Raw genomic sequence first — 21,927 nt, 5'->3', positions numbered from 1 at the left:
ATCTGTATGCAGTATTCATCACGTCGGGTGTTAATAATTATGTCTAAGTTATTGCCTACATAACAAACCACTTGGGTGTTATATAGTCAAGCCTCTCGAGCAATTAGTATCAGTTAGCTTAACGTCTCACAACGCTTCCACACCTGACCTATCAACGTCGTAGTCTACAACGGCTCTTCAGGAGACTTAAAGTCTCAGGGAGATCTCATCTTGAGGGGGGCTTCCCGCTTAGATGCTTTCAGCGGTTATCCTGTCCGAACATAGCTACCCGGCAATGCCACTGGCGTGACAACCGGAACACCAGAGGTTCGTCCACTCCGGTCCTCTCGTACTAGGAGCAGCTCCTCTCAAATCTCCAACGCCCACGGCAGATAGGGACCGAACTGTCTCACGACGTTCTGAACCCAGCTCGCGTACCTCTTTAAATGGCGAACAGCCATACCCTTGGGACCGGCTACAGCCCCAGGATGAGATGAGCCGACATCGAGGTGCCAAACACTACCGTCGATATGAACTCTTGGGTAGTATCAGCCTGTTATCCCCGGAGTACCTTTTATCCGTTGAGCGATGGCCCTTCCATACAGAACCACCGGATCACTATGACCTACTTTCGTACCTGCTCGACGTGTCAGTCTCGCAGTTAAGCTGGCTTGTGCCATTACACTAACCTCATGATTTCCGACCATGATTAGCCAACCTTCGTGCTCCTCCGTTACTCTTTGGGAGGAGACCGCCCCAGTCAAACTACCCACCACACACTGTCCTCGATCCGGATAACGGACCTGAGTTAGAACTCAAAACATACCAGGCTGGTATTTCAAGGTCGACTCCACACACACTGGCGTGCATGCTTCAAAGTCTCCCAGCTATCCTACACAAGCAGGTTCTAAGTCCAGTGTGAAGCTGTAGTAAAGGTTCACGGGGTCTTTCCGTCTAGCCGCGGGTACACAGCATCTTCACTGCGATTTCAATTTCACTGAGTCTCGGGTGGAGACAGTGTGGCCGTCGTTACGCCATTCGTGCAGGTCGGAACTTACCCGACAAGGAATTTCGCTACCTTAGGACCGTTATAGTTACGGCCGCCGTTTACCGGGGCTTCGATCAAGAGCTTCTTCCGAAGAATAACCCCATCAATTAACCTTCCGGCACCGGGCAGGCGTCACACCCTATACGTCCACTTTCGTGTTTGCAGAGTGCTGTGTTTTTGATAAACAGTCGCAGCCACCTGGTATCTTCGACCGGTCTCAGCTCAAGGAGCAAGTCCTATCACCAAAACCGGCGCACCTTCTCCCGAAGTTACGGTGCCATTTTGCCTAGTTCCTTCACCCGAGTTCTCTCAAGCGCCTTAGTATTCTCTACCTGACCACCAGTGTTGGTTTGGGGTACGATCGGTGTATATCTGAAGTTTAGAAGATTTTCCTGGAAGCCTGGCATCAACCACTTCAGTCCCGTGGGACCTCGTCATCAGCTCTCGGCCTTAAAGCAACCCGGATTTACCTAAGTCACAAGCCTACCACCTTAAACGCGGACAACCGTCGCCGCGCTGGCCTAGCCTTCTCCGTCTCTCCATCACAATATACACCGGTACAGGAATATTAACCTGTTTCCCATCGACTACGCATCTCTGCCTCGCCTTAGGGGTCGACTCACCCTGCTCCGATTAACGTCGAACAGGAACCCTTGGTCTTCCGGCGTGCGGGTTTTTCACCCGCATTAACGTTACTCATGTCAGCATTCGCACTTCTGATACCTCCAGCAACCTTCTCAAGTCACCTTCAACGGCTTACAGAACGCTCCTCTACCAATATACTAAAAGTATATTCCGCAGCTTCGGTGTATCGCTTAGCCCCGTTACATCTTCCGCGCAGGCCGACTCGACTAGTGAGCTATTACGCTTTCTTTAAAGGGTGGCTGCTTCTAAGCCAACCTCCTAGCTGTCTAAGCCTTCCCACATCGTTTCCCACTTAGCGATAACTTTGGGACCTTAGCTGGCGGTCTGGGTTGTTTCCCTTTCCACGACGGACGTTAGCACCCGCCGTGTGTCTCCCACGCTGTACTCCTAGGTATTCGGAGTTTGCATCGGGTTGGTAAGTCGGGATGACCCCCTAGCCGAAACAGTGCTCTACCCCCTAGGGTAATACGTGAGGCTCTACCTAAATAGATTTCGAGGAGAACCAGCTATCTCCCGGTTTGATTAGCCTTTCACTCCGATCCACAGTTCATCCCCTCATTTTGCAACATAAGTGGGTTCGGTCCTCCAGTTGGTGTTACCCAACCTTCAACCTGACCATGGATAGATCACCGGGTTTCGGGTCTACCTCCAGCAACTGAGCGCCCTATTAAGACTCGGTTTCCCTACGGCTCCCCTATTCGGTTAACCTCGCTACTGAAGAGTAAGTCGCTGACCCATTATACAAAAGGTACGCAGTCACACGACTAAATCGTGCTTCCACTGCTTGTAAGCATGCGGTTTCAGGGTCTATTTCACTCCCCTCACTGGGGTTCTTTTCGCCTTTCCCTCACGGTACTGGTTCACTATCGGTCGACAGAGAGTATTTAGCCTTGGAGGATGGTCCCCCCATGTTCAGTCAAGATAACACGTGTCCCGACCTACTCGTTTTCACTTCCAATTCGCTTTCGTGTACGGGGCTATCACCCTGTATCGCCAGACTTTCCAGACTGTTCCACTAACTCATTAGAAGCTTAAGGGCTAATCCGCGTTCGCTCGCCGCTACTGACGGAATCTCGGTTGATTTCTGTTCCTACGGGTACTTAGATGTTTCAGTTCCCCGCGTTCGCCTCAATAACCTATGTATTCAGTTATTGATAACCAGCTTATACTGGCTGGGTTTCCCCATTCGGAAATCCTCGGATATAACGTTTGTTGTCAACTCCCCGAGGCTTATCGCAGACTACCACGTCCTTCATCGCCTTCTGTCGCCTAGGCATCCACCGCATGCTCTTAGTCACTTGACTATATAACCCCAAATAGTTTGAGATCACATAATGCAAACAACCTAGTTATTACTTCGATATCTATCCGACTTATGATAAATATCGCTAACATGATGAATACAAATTTTACTTACAAATTTTTTTACTAGCTTCTACCAAATTGTTAAAGAACTTGTTCTGGTCATAAATACCCAGATGAATAAGTCTTCCTATTCATCTTGATACTTCAGAACACTTGATCGGAAATGGTGGAGCTAAGCGGGATCGAACCGCTGACCTCCTGCGTGCAAGGCAGGCGCTCTCCCAGCTGAGCTATAGCCCCATTTGATATCGGTGAATTTTGCATTGAGGCAAGGCAGATAAAAAGGAAGCTTAGTCTGCTAAGCGACGTTTATCTAACGTGGCATCAATCAAAATTGGTAGGTCTGGGCAGACTTGAACTGCCGACCTCACCCTTATCAGGGGTGCGCTCTAACCAGCTGAGCTACAGACCTATTATCTGTCTTGTTACAGACACTATATGGCCTGCACAACCGATCAAGTTCAGTGGATAAGACAATTTGTGTGAACACTTATGAGATTTACGTAATCTTAGTCTGTAAGGAGGTGATCCAGCCGCAGGTTCCCCTACGGCTACCTTGTTACGACTTCACCCCAGTCATTGACCACACCGTGGTAACCGCCCAATGTTAAGCTAGCTACTTCTGGTGCAAACAACTCCCATGGTGTGACGGGCGGTGTGTACAAGGCCCGGGAACGTATTCACCGTGGCATTCTGATCCACGATTACTAGCGATTCCGACTTCATGTTCTCGAGTTGCAGAGAACAATCCGGACTACGAACAGCTTTATGAGATTAGCTCCCCCTCGCGGGTTGGCAACCCTCTGTACTGCCCATTGTAGCACGTGTGTAGCCCAGGTCGTAAGGGCCATGATGACTTGACGTCGTCCCCACCTTCCTCCGGTTTGTCACCGGCAGTCTCCTTAGAGTTCTCAACTTAATGTTAGCAACTAAGGACAAGGGTTGCGCTCGTTACGGGACTTAACCCAACATCTCACGACACGAGCTGACGACAGCCATGCAGCACCTGTCTCAGAGTTCCCGAAGGCACCAATCCATCTCTGGAAAGTTCTCTGGATGTCAAGACCTGGTAAGGTTCTTCGCGTTGCATCGAATTAAACCACATGCTCCACCGCTTGTGCGGGCCCCCGTCAATTCATTTGAGTTTTAACCTTGCGGCCGTACTCCCCAGGCGGTCTATTTATCGCGTTAGCTGCGCCACTAAGTATTTTAATATACCCAACAGCTAATAGACATCGTTTACGGCGTGGACTACCAGGGTATCTAATCCTGTTCGCTACCCACGCTTTCGCACCTCAGCGTCAGTATCAGACCAGGGGGTCGCCTTCGCCACTGATGTTCCTCCAGATATCTACGCATTTCACCGCTACACCTGGAATTCCACCCCCCTCTTCTGTACTCTAGACGACCAGTCTCAAATGCAGTTCCCAGGTTGAGCCCGGGGCTTTCACATCTGACTTAATCATCCGCCTACGCGCGCTTTACGCCCAGTAATTCCGATTAACGCTTGCACCCTCCGTATTACCGCGGCTGCTGGCACGGAGTTAGCCGGTGCTTCTTCTATAGGTAACGTCAATCTCAATGGGTATTAACCATCAAGCCTTCCTCCCTATTGAAAGTGCTTTACAACCCGAAGGCCTTCTTCACACACGCGGTATTGCTGGATCAGGCTTGCGCCCATTGTCCAATATTCCCCACTGCTGCCTCCCGTAGGAGTCTGGGCCGTGTCTCAGTCCCAGTGTGGCTGATCATCCTCTCAGACCAGCTACAGATCGTCGCCTTGGTAGGCCATTACCCCACCAACAAGCTAATCTGACGCAGGCTCATCGAATAGTGAGAGCTTTCAAGAAGAGGCCCTCTTTACACCGAAGTGCACATGCGGTATTAATCCGGATTTCTCCGGGCTATCCCCCGCTACTCGGTAGATTCCTACGTGTTACTCACCCGTCCGCCACTCGTCATCAAAAAAGCAAGCTTTTTCATGTTACCGTTCGACTTGCATGTGTTAAGCATACCGCCAGCGTTCAATCTGAGCCATGATCAAACTCTTCAGTTTAAGTTTTCTTGAAGGCCGAAACCTTCGGTATATCTTGACTCGACGAATCACCAACTTTGAATTACATCTTTGTCCTATAAATAGAACGAATTGTCTTTCAGGGTGTTGGTCACTCAATCGATAAATGGATTACATCATCGACATAAGTGCCCACACAAATTGTCTTATCTATCTGTTAAAGAACGTCTTGACGAAGAACCAGCTCCGCTCAAGTGGGCGCACATTATATATCGCCCCAACCTCCTGTCAACATCTTTTGATAATCTTTTTTAACTTTCTGTTAAACAAACAATTATCAACCATTTCACTCCTTCGAAATGCCTCCGAGTTTCCTCAGAGCCGGCGCGCATTATAGTGCGCCTCAACTTCCTGTCAACACCTTTTCAAAAACATTTTTTTAACACTTTTGAAACCGCCCTTCCTAGACTTGCCTTCCGCGACTTATGCCTCGAAAGTGGTGCGCATTATAAGCACCATTTCGCACTTCGCAAGCTCTTTTTGAAGGTTTTATTAAATTTATTTTCAACCGCCTGTTTTGTAATCAAAATGTCTATAAATCAGACGGTTATCGTTTACTTTTAATACAAATATTAAAAAAGGCCACCGTAGTGGCCTTCTTATTGGGTTTTCCTATTGGGCATTAATAACCAGAAGAAGCCCTGCCGTGCCCAGTATCATCATCTTTTCCGGGTTGGTTGATGTCATCTGAGCGCTTAATTAATTCGCGTGTAACTTCAACCGGCGACATATCACCACCATTTTCACTGATTATCAAAGCTGCAACGCCGGCGACATGGGGCGCTGCCATACTGGTACCAGCATTCCAGCCCCAACCTGTTGGCGTCGTACTTAGTACCATGTCATATACATAACAAGTAAAGCCCGGCAATACAGGACCGTTACAAGGCGCATTTCCGTAGGTAAAGAAGAGATCATAGTTGCCGCCAGGGCCTGCAAGGTCAATACCATTCTTGCCGTAGTTTGAGTAACTGGCCAAAACATCGAGATTAGCGGAAGTATCTAAACCCCAGCCGACCGGCCCTAATGATGAAACCGATATAACGTGATTTCCTTCTGCGGGGAATGCTTTAAGAGTCGCATCATGGTTAAGATCGCGAGCATCGTTACCAGCCGCAGCAATAATGACACTACCTTTCTTATTTACATAGTGTGTTACACGGTTCAGGGCAGTAAATAAATCTGCACAATCTTTGGCAGGTTGGTGAACGCCATCAAAAGTGCAGTTGCGCGGAATATCGGCTCCCAGACTCATGTTAATAACATCAGCATCAATATCAGCGGCATAAACCATACCCTGGAATATTGATGAGAATGGGCCACTACCGGATACACCAGATAATACTTTTACCGTTACAATTTCTGCTTCAGGTGCCACCCCTATTGTGCCGTATGCATTATCGGCTGCTGCAATAGTGCCTGCCACGTGAGTTCCATGAGAACCAGCTGGACTGTTATAAGCTTCTCCATTAATAAAAGAAGTACTCAACGCAGTATTCAGGTTGGGGGCTAAATCAGGGTGAGTTGACATAATACCGCTATCTAATACCGCAACACGCACCCCCTGACCTTTAACGCCAGCTTGCCAAGCTTCTGGTGCATTGACTGCATCATGGCCCCATTGCAGATCAAAGTAGAAATCGTCATCTCCTGACGTTGGCGGGTTGATTGACTGCTCCTCGAAACTAATTTCCGGTAAAGCCTGCTCGGAAGGACTCACATATTGCAGATCCATATCCGCAAAGGTAGTTTGAATTTTTGCGTTACTGCTTAAGCGCTCACGAATGTCTCCATTGTCACTGTCGAGCATTAACATGCCCACTTGTGGCAGTTGAGCAGTTACCGTTGCACCTTGTGCTTCAATCTCCTGGATCAGTGACGAGTCTATCTTGTTGCCTTTGGTTAAGACAATGTAGGATTCTGCTAACAAAGTAGAAGGTAGTGTAAGAGTGGCGCCGAGAAGAGCCAGGCTAGATAATTTAAACTTGTTGTTCATTAATTGTTCTCCAGCATTAATAGTTCCATATTTCCGTGTTGCCCCATGCAACTGAGCTAGCCTATAAAATACTGAAGTTTTATTGAATACTTTCTGTGCTATTTTCGGAACACTAAATGCAAAAAAGCCCGCCATTGGCGAGCTTCTTGTAAAAGACTTTGACGAAAACGACCTAAACGTGAACTACTTCAAAGTTACATAGGCAATCTTTTTCTTGCCGGCCTGGATAAGATATTGACCAGGTTTAAGCATCAATGATGGCTCGACTACTTCCCAGTCAACCTTAACACGTCCATTTTTCAACATGTCTTTTGCCTGTGCTGAATTACTCGCCAAGCCTGCACGATTGATGGTTGCTCCAATAGGGAATTGCTCGGCTCCCTCCATATCCACTTCAACTTGGGGCGTGCCCTCAGGCACTTCGCCTTCTTTAATAATGTTGCCAGCTGCTTTATGAGCGTTATCAGCAGCTTCCTTATCATGGAAGCGCTCGATGATTTCTTTGGCCAGTTCAATTTTAATGTCGCGCGGGTTAGCACCCTGCTCAACTTGCTTCTTTAACTCATCAATTTCTGGCAAAGGACGGAATGATAGCAATTCAAAGTAACGCCACATCATGCTGTCCGGAATAGATAGCAGCTTCTGGTACATGACTCCAGGAGCTTCTGTGATGCCAACATAATTTCCCAATGACTTGGACATCTTCTGCACGCCATCCAAACCTTCTAATAAAGGCATCATTAATACAGTTTGCGGACGCTGCCCATAATGCTTTTGTAACTCACGCCCCATCAGCAAATTAAATCGCTGATCGGTGCCACCCAATTCCACGTCGGACTCCAACGCGACAGAGTCGTAACCTTGAACAAGAGGATATAAGAATTCGTGAATAGCAATCGGCTGTTCATTACCATAGCGCTTTTTGAAATCATCGCGCTCCAGCATACGAGCCACAGTAGTATGTGATGCAAGCTTGATCATACCGGCGGCGCCGAGCTTTTCGCACCATTCAGAATTAAAGGCAATGGTGGTTTTTGCTGGGTCCAAGATTTTGAAGACCTGCTCTTTATAGGTTTCTGCGTTTGCCAACACATCATCTCGTGTTAACGGCTTACGCGTGGCATTTTTACCGGTTGGATCACCGATCATGCCGGTAAAGTCACCGATCAGGAAAATAACCTCATGCCCTAATTGCTGGAATTGACGCAATTTATTGATTAAAACCGTATGACCCAAGTGCAAATCAGGTGCGGTCGGGTCAAAGCCAGCTTTAATTTTCAATGGCTTACCGGATTTCAGTTTCTCAAGTAATTCGTCTTCTAACAGAATTTCTTCGGCGCCGCGCTTAATTTCTGCGAAAGCCGCTTGAACATCAGTCATTGTCTCGTATTTCCTCTATTTACATTGGGCACAAAGATACACGAAAACCTCAAGGATGCAACGAATTTGCACTAGTAAGAAGCTCCGCGACACAGTTCACAAAACATCGTCTTTTTCACACTTTTCGATCTTGGATCAAAAAAACGGCTCGTTTTCATCATTTTACATTGACCAAAACACCTATTATGGTTAAGGTTATTGCGCAAAATATGTTCAACCAACTTCTTAACTAATGCGATGATTAACCGAGATTACAAAGGCTTTAACAAAAGCAAACCACTCTTTGCGCGTAAAAAAACGCGCCGAAAGGGCGTTTTGCTATTTTCTGCCACTTTTATCGCTCTTTTAGCAGTGACCAGCTTCATAAAGATGACTCCGGGAGAAGAGTCAGAGCAAAAAAACCAGCAAGATACTGAAATCCTTCAACTAAACCTTTCACCGGACGAAACTCAAACCAGCTTATCATCAGACATTATGACTGATGAAGGTCTGCCTATGGAAAACCAGTCTTCGAGAAGCCACTCTTTAGAATTAGAAAAGCTGTCACTGACTGAGATTGCACTAAAAGCAAGCCGTGAAAACACAGCTTTTGAAAATGAAGTTGAAGAAGAAGTTGTTGAGCCAGAACCGCAAGAGCCACAGATTAAGTGGGAAAGCCTTACCGTCGAAAATGGCGATAGCCTCGCTAAAATTTTCAAGCGCAAAGGTTATAGCGCATCTGACTTGCACTATATGATGCTAAGCGATGAGAAAATTGATATTCTCAAGAAAATTCGTCCAGGCCACACTCTTGAATTTGCCAGTAACGATGACAGCAGTTTCCTCGGTCTTCGCTATCCTTACAACATTAGCGAAACCTTACAAGTCACTAAATTAGCAGACAAAGAATTCGACGTTGCCATCGACGAAAAAGAAATTGAGTTTAAAACTCGCTTCGCAACCGCCACTATCACCAGCAGTTTTTATATGGCTGGCAAAGAAGCTGGATTACCTGACGGCGTAATCATGGAATTAGCTGGTGTATTTGAATACGACATCGACTTTGCATTGGAAATCCGCAAGGACGATAGCTTTTCCGTACTTTATGAAGAAAAATTTATAGAAGGTGAGAAAGTCGGTTATGGCAATATCCTGTCTGCTGAGTTCACCAATCAGGGCGATTCATTTGCAGCTGTGCGCTACACTGACACCAATGATCGTACGGCTTACTACACTCCTGAAGGTAAAGCCCTACGTAAATCGTTCCTTCGTGCGCCATTGCAGTTTAACTACGTTAGTTCGAACTTTAATCCAAAACGGTTCCACCCAATTCAAAAACGCGTCAAGCCACATCGAGGTGTTGATTATCGAGCGCCAATTGGTACGCCCGTGCGTGCGGCTGGAGATGGTCGTGTAACCAACTCAGCTTACAATAAATACAATGGTAACTATGTGTTCATCAAGCATGGCAATAATATTACCACCAAGTATTTACACTTCTCTAAGCGTTCTGTAAAAGCTGGCGAGAGAGTAAAACAAGGACAAATTATTGGTTATGTTGGCTCTACCGGTATGTCGCAAGCACCGCACCTTCACTATGAGTTTGTAGTAAACGGAGTTCATCGTAATCCTAGAACTGTGAAGTTGCCTCATGCAGCTCCTGTTCCGAAAGACGAAATGGAACGCTTCAGAGAGCAAAGCAAACCATTAATCGCACAACTTGAAACTGAGCGTACAACTTACTTCGCTCGCTTGAACGAGCCTAGCGCAAGCAGTAACAACGGCAAACTACAAAAGTAACTTTTAAATGGCCTATTACATTGGCTTGATGTCGGGTACCAGCGTCGACGCAATCGACGCGGTACTCTGTAACATTGACGAATCTTCAGCAAATCCCATACAGCTTCTTCATAACAAAAGTTTGCCCTTTCCTAACGTTATACAGCAACAGATCCACTCAATAAGTAATGCCGAATACGCGCACGATCCGATAGAAGAAATGGCGTTATTGGATCGAGAATTGGGAGAGCTATTTGCTGAAGCAGTGGACGATCTGCTTAAAGATAGTGAGTATTCAAAAGATGACATCACAGCCATTGGCAGCCATGGCCAAACTATTCGCCATAGACCTGATGCCTACCATCCCTTCACCATCCAGATTGGTAATCCGCACAGCATTGCAGCACGAACAGGCATCACCACGGTAGCCGATTTCCGTACTCGAGACATGGTCTATGGTGGTCAAGGTGCACCCTTAGTGCCAGCCTTCCATCAAGCCATATTCCATGACCCACAACAAGACCGCATGATCGTTAACTTAGGCGGTATTGCCAATATCACCTACTTACCAGCAAATGGCGAATTGCTTGGCTATGACACAGGGCCAGCTAATACCCTGATGGATCAGTGGATCTCGCGGCACCAAAATAAAAGTTATGATCAAAATGGCGAGTGGGCGCAACAAGGCAAAGTTTTACCTGAACTATTGAATGACTTTATGAGTGACCCTTACTTTTCACAACCCAATCCGAAAAGCACTGGTCGTGAATATTTTAATTTAAATTGGCTAAAACAATTTTCACTAGATGACTTTGCCCCACATGACGTTCAAGCAACCTTACTCGAGCTGACTGCACAAAGTGTTAGTCAGGCTATACAGCAACATACCCAGACCGGCACAGTTATTTTGTGTGGTGGCGGTGCCTACAACTCGGTATTGCAACAAAGCTTAAAGACACACTTGAGCAATTTTGAAGTGACAACGTCACAGGAATTTGGCGTTGCACCGGATTGGATTGAAGCCATGGCCTTTGCCTGGTTAGCGCATCGCTGCCTGAATAACTTGTCAGGCAACCTACCCGCCGTGACAGGCGCAAAACAAGAAACTATCCTCGGCAGTATTTATCCAGCCTAGTAAGCAACTTTAATTACTTACTCACTCAAGCCAGCTATGTGGCAAAAAAAATGCCAATGACCTTAGGCCATTGGCATTGTCTATTCTGACTCCGCTATAACTTGTTTATAACGAGAAAGAGGAACCGCACCCACACGTAGTTTTAGCCTGTGGATTGCTGATTAGAAAACGAGAACCTTGCAGCCCTTCCGTATAATCGACTTCAGAGCCCATTAAATACTGGAAGCTTAACGCATCAACTAGAATCTTAACGCCATCCTGTTCTATAGCCATGTCGTTATCATTCTGCTTTTCGTCAAAGGTAAAGCCGTACTGAAAGCCAGAGCAGCCACCACCCGTTACGAAAACTCGCAACTTAAGCTGGTCATTTTGCTCTTCGTCGATGAGTTGTTTCACTTTTCGACTTGCAGCTTCTGTTACTGTAATTGACATTAAAATCTACCTAAACACATGAATGTTTCTATTATACCAGAATATGGGGGGCTAACTTCAAGATCTCAAGAGGATAGTTGGTATGCAAATAAATGAAATTGGAAAAGAAAAAGACGCCACCTATAATCATTTCGATCAGGGTAAGCGCCTTATTATCAATGAAATTAAGCCCTTACAGCTTCATTATCATTAGAGTGCATATCATTGTCAGACTTTTTCTGGTTAGACTTACTGTCACCAATTTTTGGCTCTGTTTTTGACTCAGTGTCTTTGGACTGAGCAACCTTTGGTTCAGAGATAACTTCACTCCGCTCAGGCTTATGCTCCAATGCATGCGGCTCACCCAGGTTAACCATCTTGCCGTTAACGGTTGCGCCAGCATTCATTTCAATGATTTTATAATACAAATCACCGTTTACTCTAGCGCCAGGCTTAAGTTCAACCTTTTGCGACACACGCACATCACCATCGACCTGACCAAAAATGATAACAAATGGTGCTTCAATATTACCTTCAATTCGACCATGAACTCCTACCGATAAAACCGATTGCTCATGGTTCGTACCGTGAATATCACCTTCAATCACTCCATCGACAAATAAAGCGCCTTCAAAACTCAAATCGCCTTTGATGCTGGTTCCTTCCGCTATCAGTGTATCCACATTGTGTGATTTACTTTTATTACCCCACATTATTGTCTTCTACCTCATTTGGAGTGTTCTGTTGTGAAACGGCTTGCCAAGGAAAATCCTGCACAATGGTTTCACCACCACGACCAGAAGATGTGACTTGCACCCGAACCAGCTCCGGCTCAAAACCTTCTGGAATATTAAATGCTCCTCTGTGGCTTCCCACATAACGGAACTTGAACTGTGTTTCCTGCTGTGAAAGAGCTTCCAACTCCAACAAGCTGTAAGTTTTCTCTTCACCCTTTTCCTTTCCTACCAGAATAATGGAATAGGTTCCCGAGACATCTCGCTGCTGTTGGCCAGCCTGAATCAGCATTAACCGGAAGTTAAATTGATTAACTTTTCCTGCTACAGACTCCCATACAAAGCTAGCGATTTGCAAGCCACTTTCCACAGCATTGGGATCGAATATACGTAAAAAAGCTTGTTTTTCTTTTTCCAGGTTATGGATTTTGGTATTCAGCTTTTGAATTTCATCTTTTAGCTGACCAGTTACCTGATGTTCAACCTGGTATTGTTGTTGCCAATGAATTCTACTGTTATTGGCTTCGTCTAATTGTGTGCGCAAGTTTCCTAGGCGATCATTAGCCGATCCAAAACCACTATACTGACGTTCGCTGAGCCAGTAACCGAGACCTAACGCGACCAGCAAAACGATCAGCACGAAGCCGGCCCAACTCCAGTACCAACTGGCTTTGCGGCGTTTACGAATAATATAATCAGGTTGATGGGATTCTTTAGTCATAAATCGTTGAAATCATTTGTTCTTGAGGCTGCATTTTCTTATTATGTAACTAATTGAATACAATGGCTAATTTTTTTAGCCAAAGCCGAAGCGACGATAGTTTGCGATTAAAGCAAATTTATACATCGCAGGGAACAAAACTTATCACAAACTCACAACGCCAATGACACTGATCGACCGCTTACGATTACGACTTGGGGGCTTTGATGCATTAGCCCTTATGGCGCTTATTGGTTTGATCTGCGGTTTGCTCGCTGGCGGTTCAAATATACTGTTCAGACTCTTCACCGAAAGCTCATTGGTTCTTTGGGCAACCGATCCTAACAGCAACACTGATTACGAAACCATGGACTGGTTGTATCGACTATTATTGCCAACCATTGGTGGTTTAATTGTTGGCCTGTTATTGCAACAATTGAAGCCAGAACATCGACAAGTCGGCGTGTCTCACGTATTGGAACGCATGAGTTATCACCAGGGACACCTGCCGCCACAAAACGCTTTTGTGCAATTTATTCTCGGTGGCTTGACCATTGCCTCTGGCCAGTCGGTAGGTCGTGAAGGCCCCGGCATTCACTTAGGTTCGGCATCAGCCAGCTGGGTTGGGCAAAAGCTCAAACTACCCAATAACAGTACCCGTATTCTGGTCGGCTGTGGTTGTGCTGCCGCCATTTCTGCTAACTTTAATACACCGCTGGCCGGGGTGATTTTCGCCATGGAAATCATCATCATGGAATATGCGGTAGCCAGCTTTATTCCGATCATTCTGGCGTCCGTTGCAGGCGCTATTCTGACACGACTGGTGTTTGGTGATGGCGCTTCTTTCGATGTGCCATCTAAGCTTGATATTCAGTCACTCTGGGAAATGCCCTACTTCTTATTGGTGGGATTTGCAGGCGGTGTCTTTGCCAGTGTGTTCATCATGGCTACGCGCAAAGTCAGGCAGATATCCCGAGAATGGCCAGTTTGGCTTAAAACCACCGTTGCCGGAACCAGCGTAGGCATAATCGCCATCGGTATCCCACAAGTGATGGGCATTGGTTACGACTCAGTTAACGGCGCCCTGCAAGGAGAGTTAGCATTAACAATTCTTGCTCTGGCTTTAGTCGGAAAGCTTATTGCGACCATCATCTGTTCGGGCCTATCTCTACCAGGCGGTGTAATCGGCCCGGCCCTATTTATGGGCGCAATGCTAGGTGGCGTCATGGGTAACATTGGTGGGGAGCTATTCCCTGACCAGGCCAGTTACACCGGCTTTTACGCCATGATTGGCATGGCAACCGTGATGGGGGCTGTATTGCAAGCACCTCTGGCTGCGCTGATGGCTTTGTTAGAACTGACCAACAACCCGAACATTATTTTCCCAGGTATGTTTTCAATCGTGATTGGCAACTTGGTTGTGACCCAGCTATTTAAACAGCAGTCTTTCTGGGAAACTCAGATGACCGATCGCGGCCTCGATTTACGCGTCAGTCCAATCAAACAGGTACTACGCAGTATTGGGGTGGCTGGCGTAATGTCGCGCAGTATTGCAACACTCAACTTCCGCTCTACTCCGGATGAAATAGAAGTTGCTCTCAAGGACAAGCCGCGCTGGGTTCTGGTCTTGGAAGATGAGCATGTGACTTCGTTGATGGTCGCCAGTGATCTAGTGCGCTACATGATGGAGCGGGAAGAAAAACAACGCGAAGAAACGCCAAAACCTGACACAGAGCAAAAACGTAAAGTCATTAATCTGTTAAAAATACCCGCTAATCGCCAAAATCTTGTCTCCATTACACTACAAGCTACGCTTGAAGAGACTTTTGACAAGATGGAACAGGCAAAAATGTCAGCGGCTTATGTGTACCGGATCACACACGACGGCCAAGAGCGTATTTATGGTGTTATCACACGCGATATGATTACCGACCAATACGTCTATTCAAAAAAACCATAAGGCAAAGCGCATGTTGTGGATTAAAATGTTTCATATCTTTTTTATGGTTGCCTGGTTTGCCGGCATTTTTTATTTACCGAGAATCTTTGTCAATCTGGCGATGACAGAAAACGATGGTGCCTTTAATCAGCTCAATATAATGGCGCGTAAGCTTTATCGATTCATAACACCTTTCATGATCCTGACCGTCGTCTTTGGTCTATGGCTCGCCTCCTATAACTGGAGTTATTACATGAGCTCAGGCTGGTTCCACGCCAAGATGACACTGATTGTTTTATTGATCATTTATCACTTTATCTGCGGTATGTATCAAAAACAATTTGCCGATGGCAGTTGCAACAAAAGCCAAACCTACTTCCGTGTCTTTAACGAGTTGCCGGTTCTGATTCTGTTAGGGGCTCTGATTCTGGCGATTGTGAAACCGTTTTAGCACCAGTCGCCCGTATGGCTATTGATATTGGCACTTTAATTCGATTCACCAAAGTCACCAGTACAAAACTCAACAGCATCAATAAATACCATGATGATAGCTTGGCAAGCGGTACCATTTGCCAGGCTTCTTTTTGATTCGGATAGAGCCAGATATTGGCGTAAGTGGCGATATTTTCAGCGAACCAGATAAAGATCGCGACCAAAAACCAGCCAAATAGCAACGGCATTTTGCGGTGCGTTTTAATCACTTTGAAATGGATCTGAGTAGTCAAAAAAAGATAGAAGGTAACAGCCAATATGACCCAGCGTAAGTCATACCAATAATGATGGGTGAAGAAGTTAACATAGACAGCGGTTACTAAAATAACCGTTGTCCATTTAGGTGGATAATTGGTGAAACGAAAATCAAAGATTCGCCAGACCCGCGCCAGATAGCTACCCACCGCACTGTACATAAAGCCGGTAAACAGCGGCACATTAGCGATACCAAAAATAAACTCTTCAGGATAGTGCCAGGACTGGATGGCATCAGAAGTCTTGAATAACTCCATCACCGTTGCGACAAGGTGGAAGACGATAATGACCAGCGCTTCTTTCCAGGTTTCCAGCTTGAACACCAGCATGAAGACCTGAAAGGCAATCGCAGCAATGAAAATAAAATCATAGCGATGCAGGCCTTCAATCGGATACCAGTATTTGGTCACCAGCATCACCGCCAGCAAGAAACCACCAAACATACAGGCATAGGCCTGTTTTAGGCCAAACATCCAGAACTCATGCACAAACTGTTTTAAATTTTTCATTTCGGCAGTGCCATTCCCCGTTAGATGAAATGATACTACCTAATTTATGCGACAAAATCCTGCGCAATTATGACTAATTCTGTTAACAGCTATTACAGCTTTTCTCGCGGCACAAACTCCAGCACGGTGGCATTAATGCAATAGCGTCGCTTTCCATTCGGGCCATCATCAAACACATGCCCAAGGTGAATCCCGGTTGAAGCAGATCGGAGCTCAGTGCGCTGCATACCGAAACTATTATCTTCATGATAGGTCACCGAGCCATCAACGGGCTTGGTGAAAGAGAGCCAGCCTGTTCCCGAATTAAATCGATCACGGGTATCAAATAATGGTTGCCCACTGAGTTTATCGACGAAAACACCATCAGGCGTATCTTTGAATATTTCATATTGCTTGCAAAAACGACCATCGGTGCTCTTCTGGAAGGCAACATTAAATGCCTCTGAATCACCTAACTTAAAATAACCAAGAGCCTTGTAAAACTCTTTCGCAGACAAGTAGCCCTGATAGCCTAAAGTTTCTGTGCCATTTTCAATAAACAGAATAGTTGGCGTTGCCCAGGTTGGCGTTTTGGTTTCTAAGCCATCCAGTTGAGAGGCGTAACGGAAAGTCATTGGAATGGTTCCCTGATAATCATTCGCCACGTCTTTTTTGAATTTTTCACAATAAGGACAATAATCCTGCGAATCTACAATCACAATCTGCTTACCGCTAAGCAACGATGAATTATCCACTTTTTCAGATTCAGGCTTGCTATCGAATGTGACACCAGTAGAAAAATCAGGGCAATAACCATTGGGATTTTTGAGTAAATAATCCTGGTGGTATTCCTCTGCAGGATGGAACTGGTCAAGCGGCTTAATCACCGTCACAATTTTTCCATAGCCCGCCTTGCTCATCAGCACCTGAAATTCGTCTTTTAAGCGATTGGCTACTTTTGCTTGTTCAGGACTATTGGTAAGAATGGTTGAGCGGTATTGAGTTCCAACATCATTGCCTTGACGGTTCAATTGAGTGGGATCATGCGATTCAAAATAATCTTTAATGATGGTTTCGAGGCTAATTTGCTGTGGGTTAAAAGTCACTTTAACCACTTCCGCATAATTATCCGGGTTCGATTTATGTTTGGACTTGGTGATTTCAGCATAAGTGGGCTCATGACCACGGCCATCAGCGTAACCAACTTCTGCGTCGATAACGCCCGGTAATGCTTCAAGTCGCTTTTCCGCACCCCAAAAGCACCCTTCACCCAGCACAATGGTATCCACCTGCTTGGTAGCAGGCATATCCTGCTCAAGATTTTCTGGTTTTTCTTTATTAACAAAGGGTTGCTTGGATAAGCTTGCTGATTGAGCTCGCATCATCACAAAAGCCAATCCAGCAACGACCAGCACCGTGATGATAAAAATTAAAAGGTTTTTCATCTAACTCACACCATTATTCAGGGATGGATTCAGTATGCACAAGAACCAATGAAAATTTAGTCAATGGCCTTTACACACAATGAACGATGTAAGTTAGAGTTGTAATACCCTAATTTGTTACAGCTTGATTAAGCCTAGATCATAGGAGTTAACAAGATATATCTCACAGAAACTGCAATTCCTTAGATTCAACTTCGACTCAAGCTTTTCGCTCAAAACCTTAATTTCATTTAGGTGCAGAGACTTATAATGCTCAAATAATACTCCAAGCATATACTTACCTTCATAACCTTTCTTTTCTTTCATTTCGATTCTAGAAACTACTGTATCTACAATTTTCTGGATAATTTGTTCATCACTTCTTGTGACAACTTCATATTCAATATCCTTACTGCTATTACTCTTCCTTCTATGCGTTGAGGCTATACCACCAGCCTTACCCGTTTTATATATGGACTCCCTTTGTAGTTGTTCGCAAAAGCCAATCGTTGAAACCACTTCTATTTTAGAATTCAGATTAAGCCATCCATTTATAAATATTTCGGCATCGTACTTTTCTGATCCCGCATGGGGGCTGATACTAACGTCTAACCCAGGGCGGCACCAATGGAGGCCTATTGCTACTATTGCTGGCAACTCTTCAAAGTACTTTCTTCTTAGTCGGTCTTTCCTTAGTAGAAAGTCTTCTTTATCTAATTTCTCAATAGAAGTTTTCCAGTACTCATGTAGTTCCAGAGGGCTTCTAGTTCGTTCGTAATGTTCTTCCGGATTTTCCTGCAACTTTATTCCTTCTCCATCACTACCGCAGTACCAAAAGCCAACAACTCTGCGGCCATGTTGGCGATCATAGAGGTTTCAAAGCGCACACCGATTACTGCATTAGCGCCTAATATTCTAGCTTCATCACACATGCGATCGATGGCCTGTTCGCGACTCTCAGCCATCAGCTTGGTATATTCCTGCACTTCGCCACCGACCAGGTTACGCAAGCCTGCCAAAATATCTTTACCCACATGGCGAGTGCGCACCGAATTGCCCCGCGCCAATCCGATGACCTTGGTGACTTTATAGCCGGGCACCTGCTCTAATGTATAAACGTCGATATTACTCATAGTCTTGTCCTTCTTTTAAAATTTTACGTTTTTGTATTTGTCTGTTTTTAATGCGATAAGTCGTTGGCGCAGCACGCTTCCTAACAGCAGCAACACCCCAGCCTCAATCAAAAAGACACCCGCTTTTACCCACATGGGAACTGACGGCTCTGTGTAGAAGGTAAATAACTGCCACACCATAAAACCGGCGAAACCAATAATTAGAATAAACCAACCAATAATCGCCATGCCTTTTGCCACAGGTTCTTTCATAATCTTATCCAATTGCGCCTCCTCGCATTCAGGGTACTGCAAGTTACCCATCTCCTGCTTAATCGCCAATAAATCCTCATACACGGCTCGGCATTGGTCGCATGATTCAATATGCACGCGCACTCGTTGTCGATCCTGCTGGTTCAGTTCATGATCGATATAACCGCTGATAAGTTCCTGGGTTTTATCACACAGATTCATGATTCACCTCGTTTAATTCGTGTTTCAAAAGTTCGCGTAAAGCCATTCGTGCCCGATGCAATCTCGACATCACAGTGCCCGTCGGAATCGCCAGAATTTCTGCGATATCCTCATAGCTATTGCCATGATAATCGCGCAATACAATCAACTCGCGTTGCATCATGGGCAAAGCACTCAGTGCTTGCATGAGTCGCGTTTTAATTTGCAGTTGTTCAAGCTGTTTTTCCGGTGATTGAGCCGATGAGCTTTGCTGTTCGGTATCCAGCTCATCTTCTCGCGACAGCTGCCGAATGCGGTCAATAGATGCATTTCGCACGACCCGGTAAAGCCATTTCTGCAAGTCGATACCGCCTTTAGGCGCCTTTGGATGAGCCAATGCCTTTTCTACACTGGCCTGTACCACATCTTCAGCGTCACTCTGGTTACCCAAAAGCTGCACCGCAAAAATCAGGGCCTTTCGACTGTAATCAATCAATTCCTGCGACAATGACTTTACCCTCTTGTTGTCGTTCTTAGTGGTTTAACGAGGAGATAACGAATTTATTCCATGCTTTTTATCTTTTATACCATGACTGGCAGGCATATCCATTATTTCAGGGACTTGAATGGTGTTAATGATATGACGATGGCATTATGCTAGCTTTAGTTTTATCGAAAAACATCGAATAAACAATGTCAGGAGAATCCAATGAGCAACACTTCCGACTATACCCCACCAAAAGTCTGGAAATGGGAAAAAGAAAGCGGCGGTAAATTTGCCAAAACCAATCGTCCGATCTCTGGCCCTACACACGCGAAAGATTTACCGGTAGGTAAACACCCACTTCAACTATATTCCTTAGCCACACCCAATGGCGTTAAAGTGACTATCCTGTTGGAAGAATTGCTGGCTAAAGGACTTACTGAAGCCGAGTATGATGCCTATCTGATTGATATCAGCGAAGGCGATCAGTTCAGCAGCGGCTTTGTGCAGGCAAACCCGAATTCTAAAATCCCAGTGATGGTTGATCACAGCACCAACCCGCCAACCCGCATTTTTGAATCTGGTGCGATTCTTTTATATCTCGCTGAAAAATTTGATGCATTCCTGCCCAGCAAGCCTGAACAGCGTGCAGAGCTTTTATCATGGTTATTCTGGCAAGTAGGCAGCGCACCTTATGTAGGCGGAGGCTTTGGTCATTTCTATCAATATGCACCGATTAAGATCGAATACTGTATCGATCGATTCACCATGGAAGTAAAGCGCCAGTTAGATGTGCTGGATAAACGCCTGGCCAACAACGCCTATATTTGCGGTGATGAATACACCATTGCTGATATGGCGATCTGGCCCTGGTACGGTTGCCTGGTATTAAACGAAGTTTATGAAGCCGCCGAGTTTTTGCAGGCAGATACCTACAAACATGTTATGCGCTGGGCCAAAGAAATCGCTAAGCGCGATGCCGTCAAACGAGGACGCATGGTTAACCGCACCTGGGGCGAACCGCACGAGCAGCTGCATGAGCGACATGATGCCAAAGATTTTGATACCAATACCGAAGATAAGAAAAACGACTAAGAAAGGAAACGGCCATGCAGAATAATAGAGTAGCTATCAGCATTTGGATTATCATCTTCATGGCCGTACTCATCTGGTCAGGGATAGGCCCTAAGGATCGTGTCACCTGGGTGCTGGAAGTTGCCCCTGCAGTTATGGGTTTTGTCGCAATGGCCATCACCTACAAACGCTTTCCGCTGACGCCATTGCTGTATATTTTAATATTGATTCACAGCGTCATTCTTATTGTCGGCGGCCACTACACTTATGCCGAAGTGCCGCTATTTGATGACATGAAACAATGGTTTGGCTGGGAGCGTAACAACTACGACAAACTCGGCCATTTCGCACAAGGCTTTGTGCCAGCCATGATTGCGCGTGAAATCACCATCCGCCTCAACGTATTCAACAGCGCCAAATGGCGAACCTTTTTTATCATCAGTTTCTGCCTAGGTTTTAGCGCTTTTTATGAACTGATTGAATGGTGGGTCGCCCTACTATCCGATCAAGCCGCGGAAGCTTTCCTCGGCACCCAGGGCTACGTCTGGGATACCCAGTCAGATATGTGGTGGTGTTTACTGGGTGCCATAATTGCATTGCTAACATTAAGCAAATGGCATGATAAACAGTTGGGAAGTTTAGATTAAATCACGACATTTGTACGGGTGAGGGTCTGCCCCATAGGGTATTCATGAATCGCCCCTACGTATCAGTCACCTTACCCTTTCGGTAGGGGCAACCCAGTGTGGTTGCCCTAGTTTTAGATCTGGGCGGGCACATCGGTCCGCCCCTACCAAGGCACACTCCACTGCTAAGCTACGCGCTTCTGTCATACCGCGGCTAGACCGCGGACAAAATGGCAAGGAGCCATTTTGAACAGCGAAGCTGGCCCGAAGGGTTAAATACAAGGATGTATTTAATAATCCAGTGACTTTATATCTAACAAGAATAGTAAGGCAAACAGATACCCTCACCCAAAAC

At 45.8% G+C, this 21,927-nt stretch carries 17 protein-coding genes, 2 tRNA genes and 2 rRNA genes; 6 read left to right on the top strand and 15 right to left on the bottom strand.

Features of this window, described 5'->3' with window-relative positions:
• Positions 1–82: 82 nt before the first annotated feature.
• The 6 genes from KKOR_RS02060 to tyrS all read right to left on the bottom strand — a co-directional run bounded on the left by KKOR_RS02060 (position 83) and on the right by tyrS (position 8,487).
• Positions 83–2,976, bottom strand: a 23S ribosomal RNA gene (locus KKOR_RS02060).
• 225 nt (positions 2,977–3,201) lie between these two features.
• Positions 3,202–3,277 (bottom strand) — tRNA-Ala (locus KKOR_RS02055).
• Positions 3,278–3,372: 95 nt separating this feature from the next.
• Positions 3,373–3,449 (bottom strand) — tRNA-Ile (locus tag KKOR_RS02050).
• A 105-nt stretch (positions 3,450–3,554) separates the two neighbouring features.
• A 16S ribosomal RNA gene (locus KKOR_RS02045) occupies positions 3,555–5,093 on the bottom strand.
• The 16S and 23S rRNA genes sit together here with 2 tRNA genes alongside, the layout of an rRNA operon.
• A 640-nt stretch (positions 5,094–5,733) precedes the next feature.
• Positions 5,734–7,107, bottom strand: coding sequence for a S8 family peptidase (locus KKOR_RS02040; protein WP_041296106.1), 1,374 nt, complete (start codon positions 7,105–7,107; stop codon positions 5,734–5,736).
• Between the two features lie 183 nt (positions 7,108–7,290).
• On the bottom strand, positions 7,291–8,487 hold the full coding sequence (gene tyrS / locus KKOR_RS02035; protein ID WP_012800348.1) for a tyrosine--tRNA ligase: 1,197 nt from the start codon (positions 8,485–8,487) through the stop codon (positions 7,291–7,293).
• Positions 8,488–8,685: 198 nt separating this feature from the next.
• Between tyrS and KKOR_RS02030 the strand changes: the two genes are divergently transcribed.
• Both KKOR_RS02030 and KKOR_RS02025 read left to right on the top strand, forming a co-directional pair.
• Positions 8,686–10,266: a peptidoglycan DD-metalloendopeptidase family protein gene (locus KKOR_RS02030; RefSeq protein WP_041295988.1), complete on the top strand. Its 1,581-nt coding sequence runs from the start codon at positions 8,686–8,688 to the stop codon at positions 10,264–10,266.
• A 7-nt stretch (positions 10,267–10,273) separates the two neighbouring features.
• The gene (locus tag KKOR_RS02025; RefSeq protein WP_012800346.1) at positions 10,274–11,380 is read left to right on the top strand and encodes an anhydro-N-acetylmuramic acid kinase; all 1,107 of its coding nucleotides are present in this window, start codon (positions 10,274–10,276) and stop codon (positions 11,378–11,380) included.
• A gap of 105 nt (positions 11,381–11,485) precedes the next feature.
• Here the strand turns inward: KKOR_RS02025 and erpA are convergent, their stop codons facing one another.
• From erpA to KKOR_RS02010, 3 genes are all read right to left on the bottom strand, one after another.
• Positions 11,486–11,812 (bottom strand): iron-sulfur cluster insertion protein ErpA, encoded by a 327-nt coding sequence (gene erpA / locus KKOR_RS02020; RefSeq protein WP_012800345.1) that lies wholly within the window; start codon positions 11,810–11,812, stop codon positions 11,486–11,488.
• A 164-nt stretch (positions 11,813–11,976) separates the two neighbouring features.
• Positions 11,977–12,504, bottom strand: a complete 528-nt coding sequence (locus tag KKOR_RS02015; protein WP_012800344.1) for a bactofilin family protein — start codon at positions 12,502–12,504, stop codon at positions 11,977–11,979.
• Positions 12,494–13,246 carry a DUF6776 family protein gene (locus tag KKOR_RS02010; protein WP_012800343.1) on the bottom strand — a complete coding sequence of 251 codons (753 nt, stop codon included), beginning with the start codon at positions 13,244–13,246 and terminating at the stop codon, positions 12,494–12,496. Before KKOR_RS02010 ends, KKOR_RS02015 begins: the two co-directional genes overlap by 11 nt.
• 163 nt (positions 13,247–13,409) lie before the next feature.
• Here KKOR_RS02010 and KKOR_RS02005 point away from each other — a divergent pair, with 163 nt between their 5' ends.
• Positions 13,410–15,185, top strand: coding sequence for a chloride channel protein (locus KKOR_RS02005; protein WP_012800342.1), 1,776 nt, complete (start codon positions 13,410–13,412; stop codon positions 15,183–15,185).
• Positions 15,186–15,195: 10 nt separating this feature from the next.
• Positions 15,196–15,615, top strand: coding sequence for a CopD family protein (locus KKOR_RS13395; RefSeq protein WP_012800341.1), 420 nt, complete (start codon positions 15,196–15,198; stop codon positions 15,613–15,615).
• Here KKOR_RS13395 and KKOR_RS02000 read toward each other — a convergent pair.
• The 6 genes from KKOR_RS02000 to KKOR_RS01975 form a co-directional block, all read right to left on the bottom strand.
• Positions 15,551–16,420: a DUF817 domain-containing protein gene (locus KKOR_RS02000; RefSeq protein ID WP_012800340.1), complete on the bottom strand. Its 870-nt coding sequence runs from the start codon at positions 16,418–16,420 to the stop codon at positions 15,551–15,553. The two genes, KKOR_RS13395 and KKOR_RS02000, sit on opposite strands and share 65 nt — an antisense overlap.
• Before the next feature lie 92 nt (positions 16,421–16,512).
• The gene (gene msrA, locus KKOR_RS01995) at positions 16,513–17,844 is read right to left on the bottom strand and encodes a peptide-methionine (S)-S-oxide reductase MsrA (protein ID WP_012800339.1); all 1,332 of its coding nucleotides are present in this window, start codon (positions 17,842–17,844) and stop codon (positions 16,513–16,515) included.
• A 117-nt stretch (positions 17,845–17,961) separates the two neighbouring features.
• A complete protein-coding gene (locus KKOR_RS01990; RefSeq protein ID WP_012800338.1) occupies positions 17,962–18,624 on the bottom strand; it encodes a hypothetical protein in 663 nt (220 codons plus the stop codon).
• Positions 18,625–18,626: 2 nt separating this feature from the next.
• On the bottom strand, positions 18,627–18,956 hold the full coding sequence (locus tag KKOR_RS01985; RefSeq protein WP_012800337.1) for a YbjQ family protein: 330 nt from the start codon (positions 18,954–18,956) through the stop codon (positions 18,627–18,629).
• Positions 18,957–18,971: 15 nt separating this feature from the next.
• Positions 18,972–19,409 (bottom strand): zf-HC2 domain-containing protein, encoded by a 438-nt coding sequence (locus KKOR_RS01980; RefSeq protein WP_012800336.1) that lies wholly within the window; start codon positions 19,407–19,409, stop codon positions 18,972–18,974.
• Entirely contained in the window at positions 19,396–19,896 is a 501-nt protein-coding gene (locus KKOR_RS01975) for an RNA polymerase sigma factor (RefSeq protein ID WP_012800335.1), read from the bottom strand. The genes KKOR_RS01980 and KKOR_RS01975 overlap by 14 nt, the downstream gene beginning before the upstream one ends.
• 201 nt (positions 19,897–20,097) lie before the next feature.
• Between KKOR_RS01975 and yghU the strand changes: the two genes are divergently transcribed.
• On the top strand, positions 20,098–20,967 hold the full coding sequence (gene yghU, locus KKOR_RS01970; RefSeq protein ID WP_012800334.1) for a glutathione-dependent disulfide-bond oxidoreductase: 870 nt from the start codon (positions 20,098–20,100) through the stop codon (positions 20,965–20,967).
• A gap of 14 nt (positions 20,968–20,981) precedes the next feature.
• Entirely contained in the window at positions 20,982–21,593 is a 612-nt protein-coding gene (locus KKOR_RS01965; RefSeq protein ID WP_012800333.1) for a DUF2238 domain-containing protein, read from the top strand.
• Positions 21,594–21,927 lie beyond the last annotated feature (334 nt).

It is taken from the genome of Kangiella koreensis DSM 16069 (genome assembly GCF_000024085.1).
GTDB lineage: Bacteria > Pseudomonadota > Gammaproteobacteria > Enterobacterales > Kangiellaceae > Kangiella > Kangiella koreensis.
The sequence above is the reverse complement of the archived record's forward strand: the minus strand, read 5'-3'. Positions and strand labels throughout refer to the sequence as shown.

Bases quoted from the DNA above. Each gene is read 5' to 3' on its own strand.
- KKOR_RS02040 (WP_041296106.1), bottom strand. From the start codon at position 7,107: ATGAACAACAAGTTTAAATTATCTAGCCTGGCTCTTCTCGGCGCCACT.
- tyrS (WP_012800348.1), bottom strand. From the start codon at position 8,487: ATGACTGATGTTCAAGCGGCTTTCGCAGAAATTAAGCGCGGCGCCGAA.
- KKOR_RS02025 (WP_012800346.1), top strand. From the start codon at position 10,274: ATGGCCTATTACATTGGCTTGATGTCGGGTACCAGCGTCGACGCAATC.
- erpA (WP_012800345.1), bottom strand. From the start codon at position 11,812: ATGTCAATTACAGTAACAGAAGCTGCAAGTCGAAAAGTGAAACAACTC.
- KKOR_RS02015 (WP_012800344.1), bottom strand. From the start codon at position 12,504: ATGTGGGGTAATAAAAGTAAATCACACAATGTGGATACACTGATAGCG.
- KKOR_RS02010 (WP_012800343.1), bottom strand. From the start codon at position 13,246: ATGACTAAAGAATCCCATCAACCTGATTATATTATTCGTAAACGCCGC.
- KKOR_RS02005 (WP_012800342.1), top strand. From the start codon at position 13,410: ATGACACTGATCGACCGCTTACGATTACGACTTGGGGGCTTTGATGCA.
- KKOR_RS13395 (WP_012800341.1), top strand. From the start codon at position 15,196: ATGTTGTGGATTAAAATGTTTCATATCTTTTTTATGGTTGCCTGGTTT.
- KKOR_RS02000 (WP_012800340.1), bottom strand. From the start codon at position 16,420: ATGAAAAATTTAAAACAGTTTGTGCATGAGTTCTGGATGTTTGGCCTA.
- msrA (WP_012800339.1), bottom strand. From the start codon at position 17,844: ATGAAAAACCTTTTAATTTTTATCATCACGGTGCTGGTCGTTGCTGGA.
- KKOR_RS01985 (WP_012800337.1), bottom strand. From the start codon at position 18,956: ATGAGTAATATCGACGTTTATACATTAGAGCAGGTGCCCGGCTATAAA.
- KKOR_RS01980 (WP_012800336.1), bottom strand. From the start codon at position 19,409: ATGAATCTGTGTGATAAAACCCAGGAACTTATCAGCGGTTATATCGAT.
- yghU (WP_012800334.1), top strand. From the start codon at position 20,098: ATGAGCAACACTTCCGACTATACCCCACCAAAAGTCTGGAAATGGGAA.
- KKOR_RS01965 (WP_012800333.1), top strand. From the start codon at position 20,982: ATGCAGAATAATAGAGTAGCTATCAGCATTTGGATTATCATCTTCATG.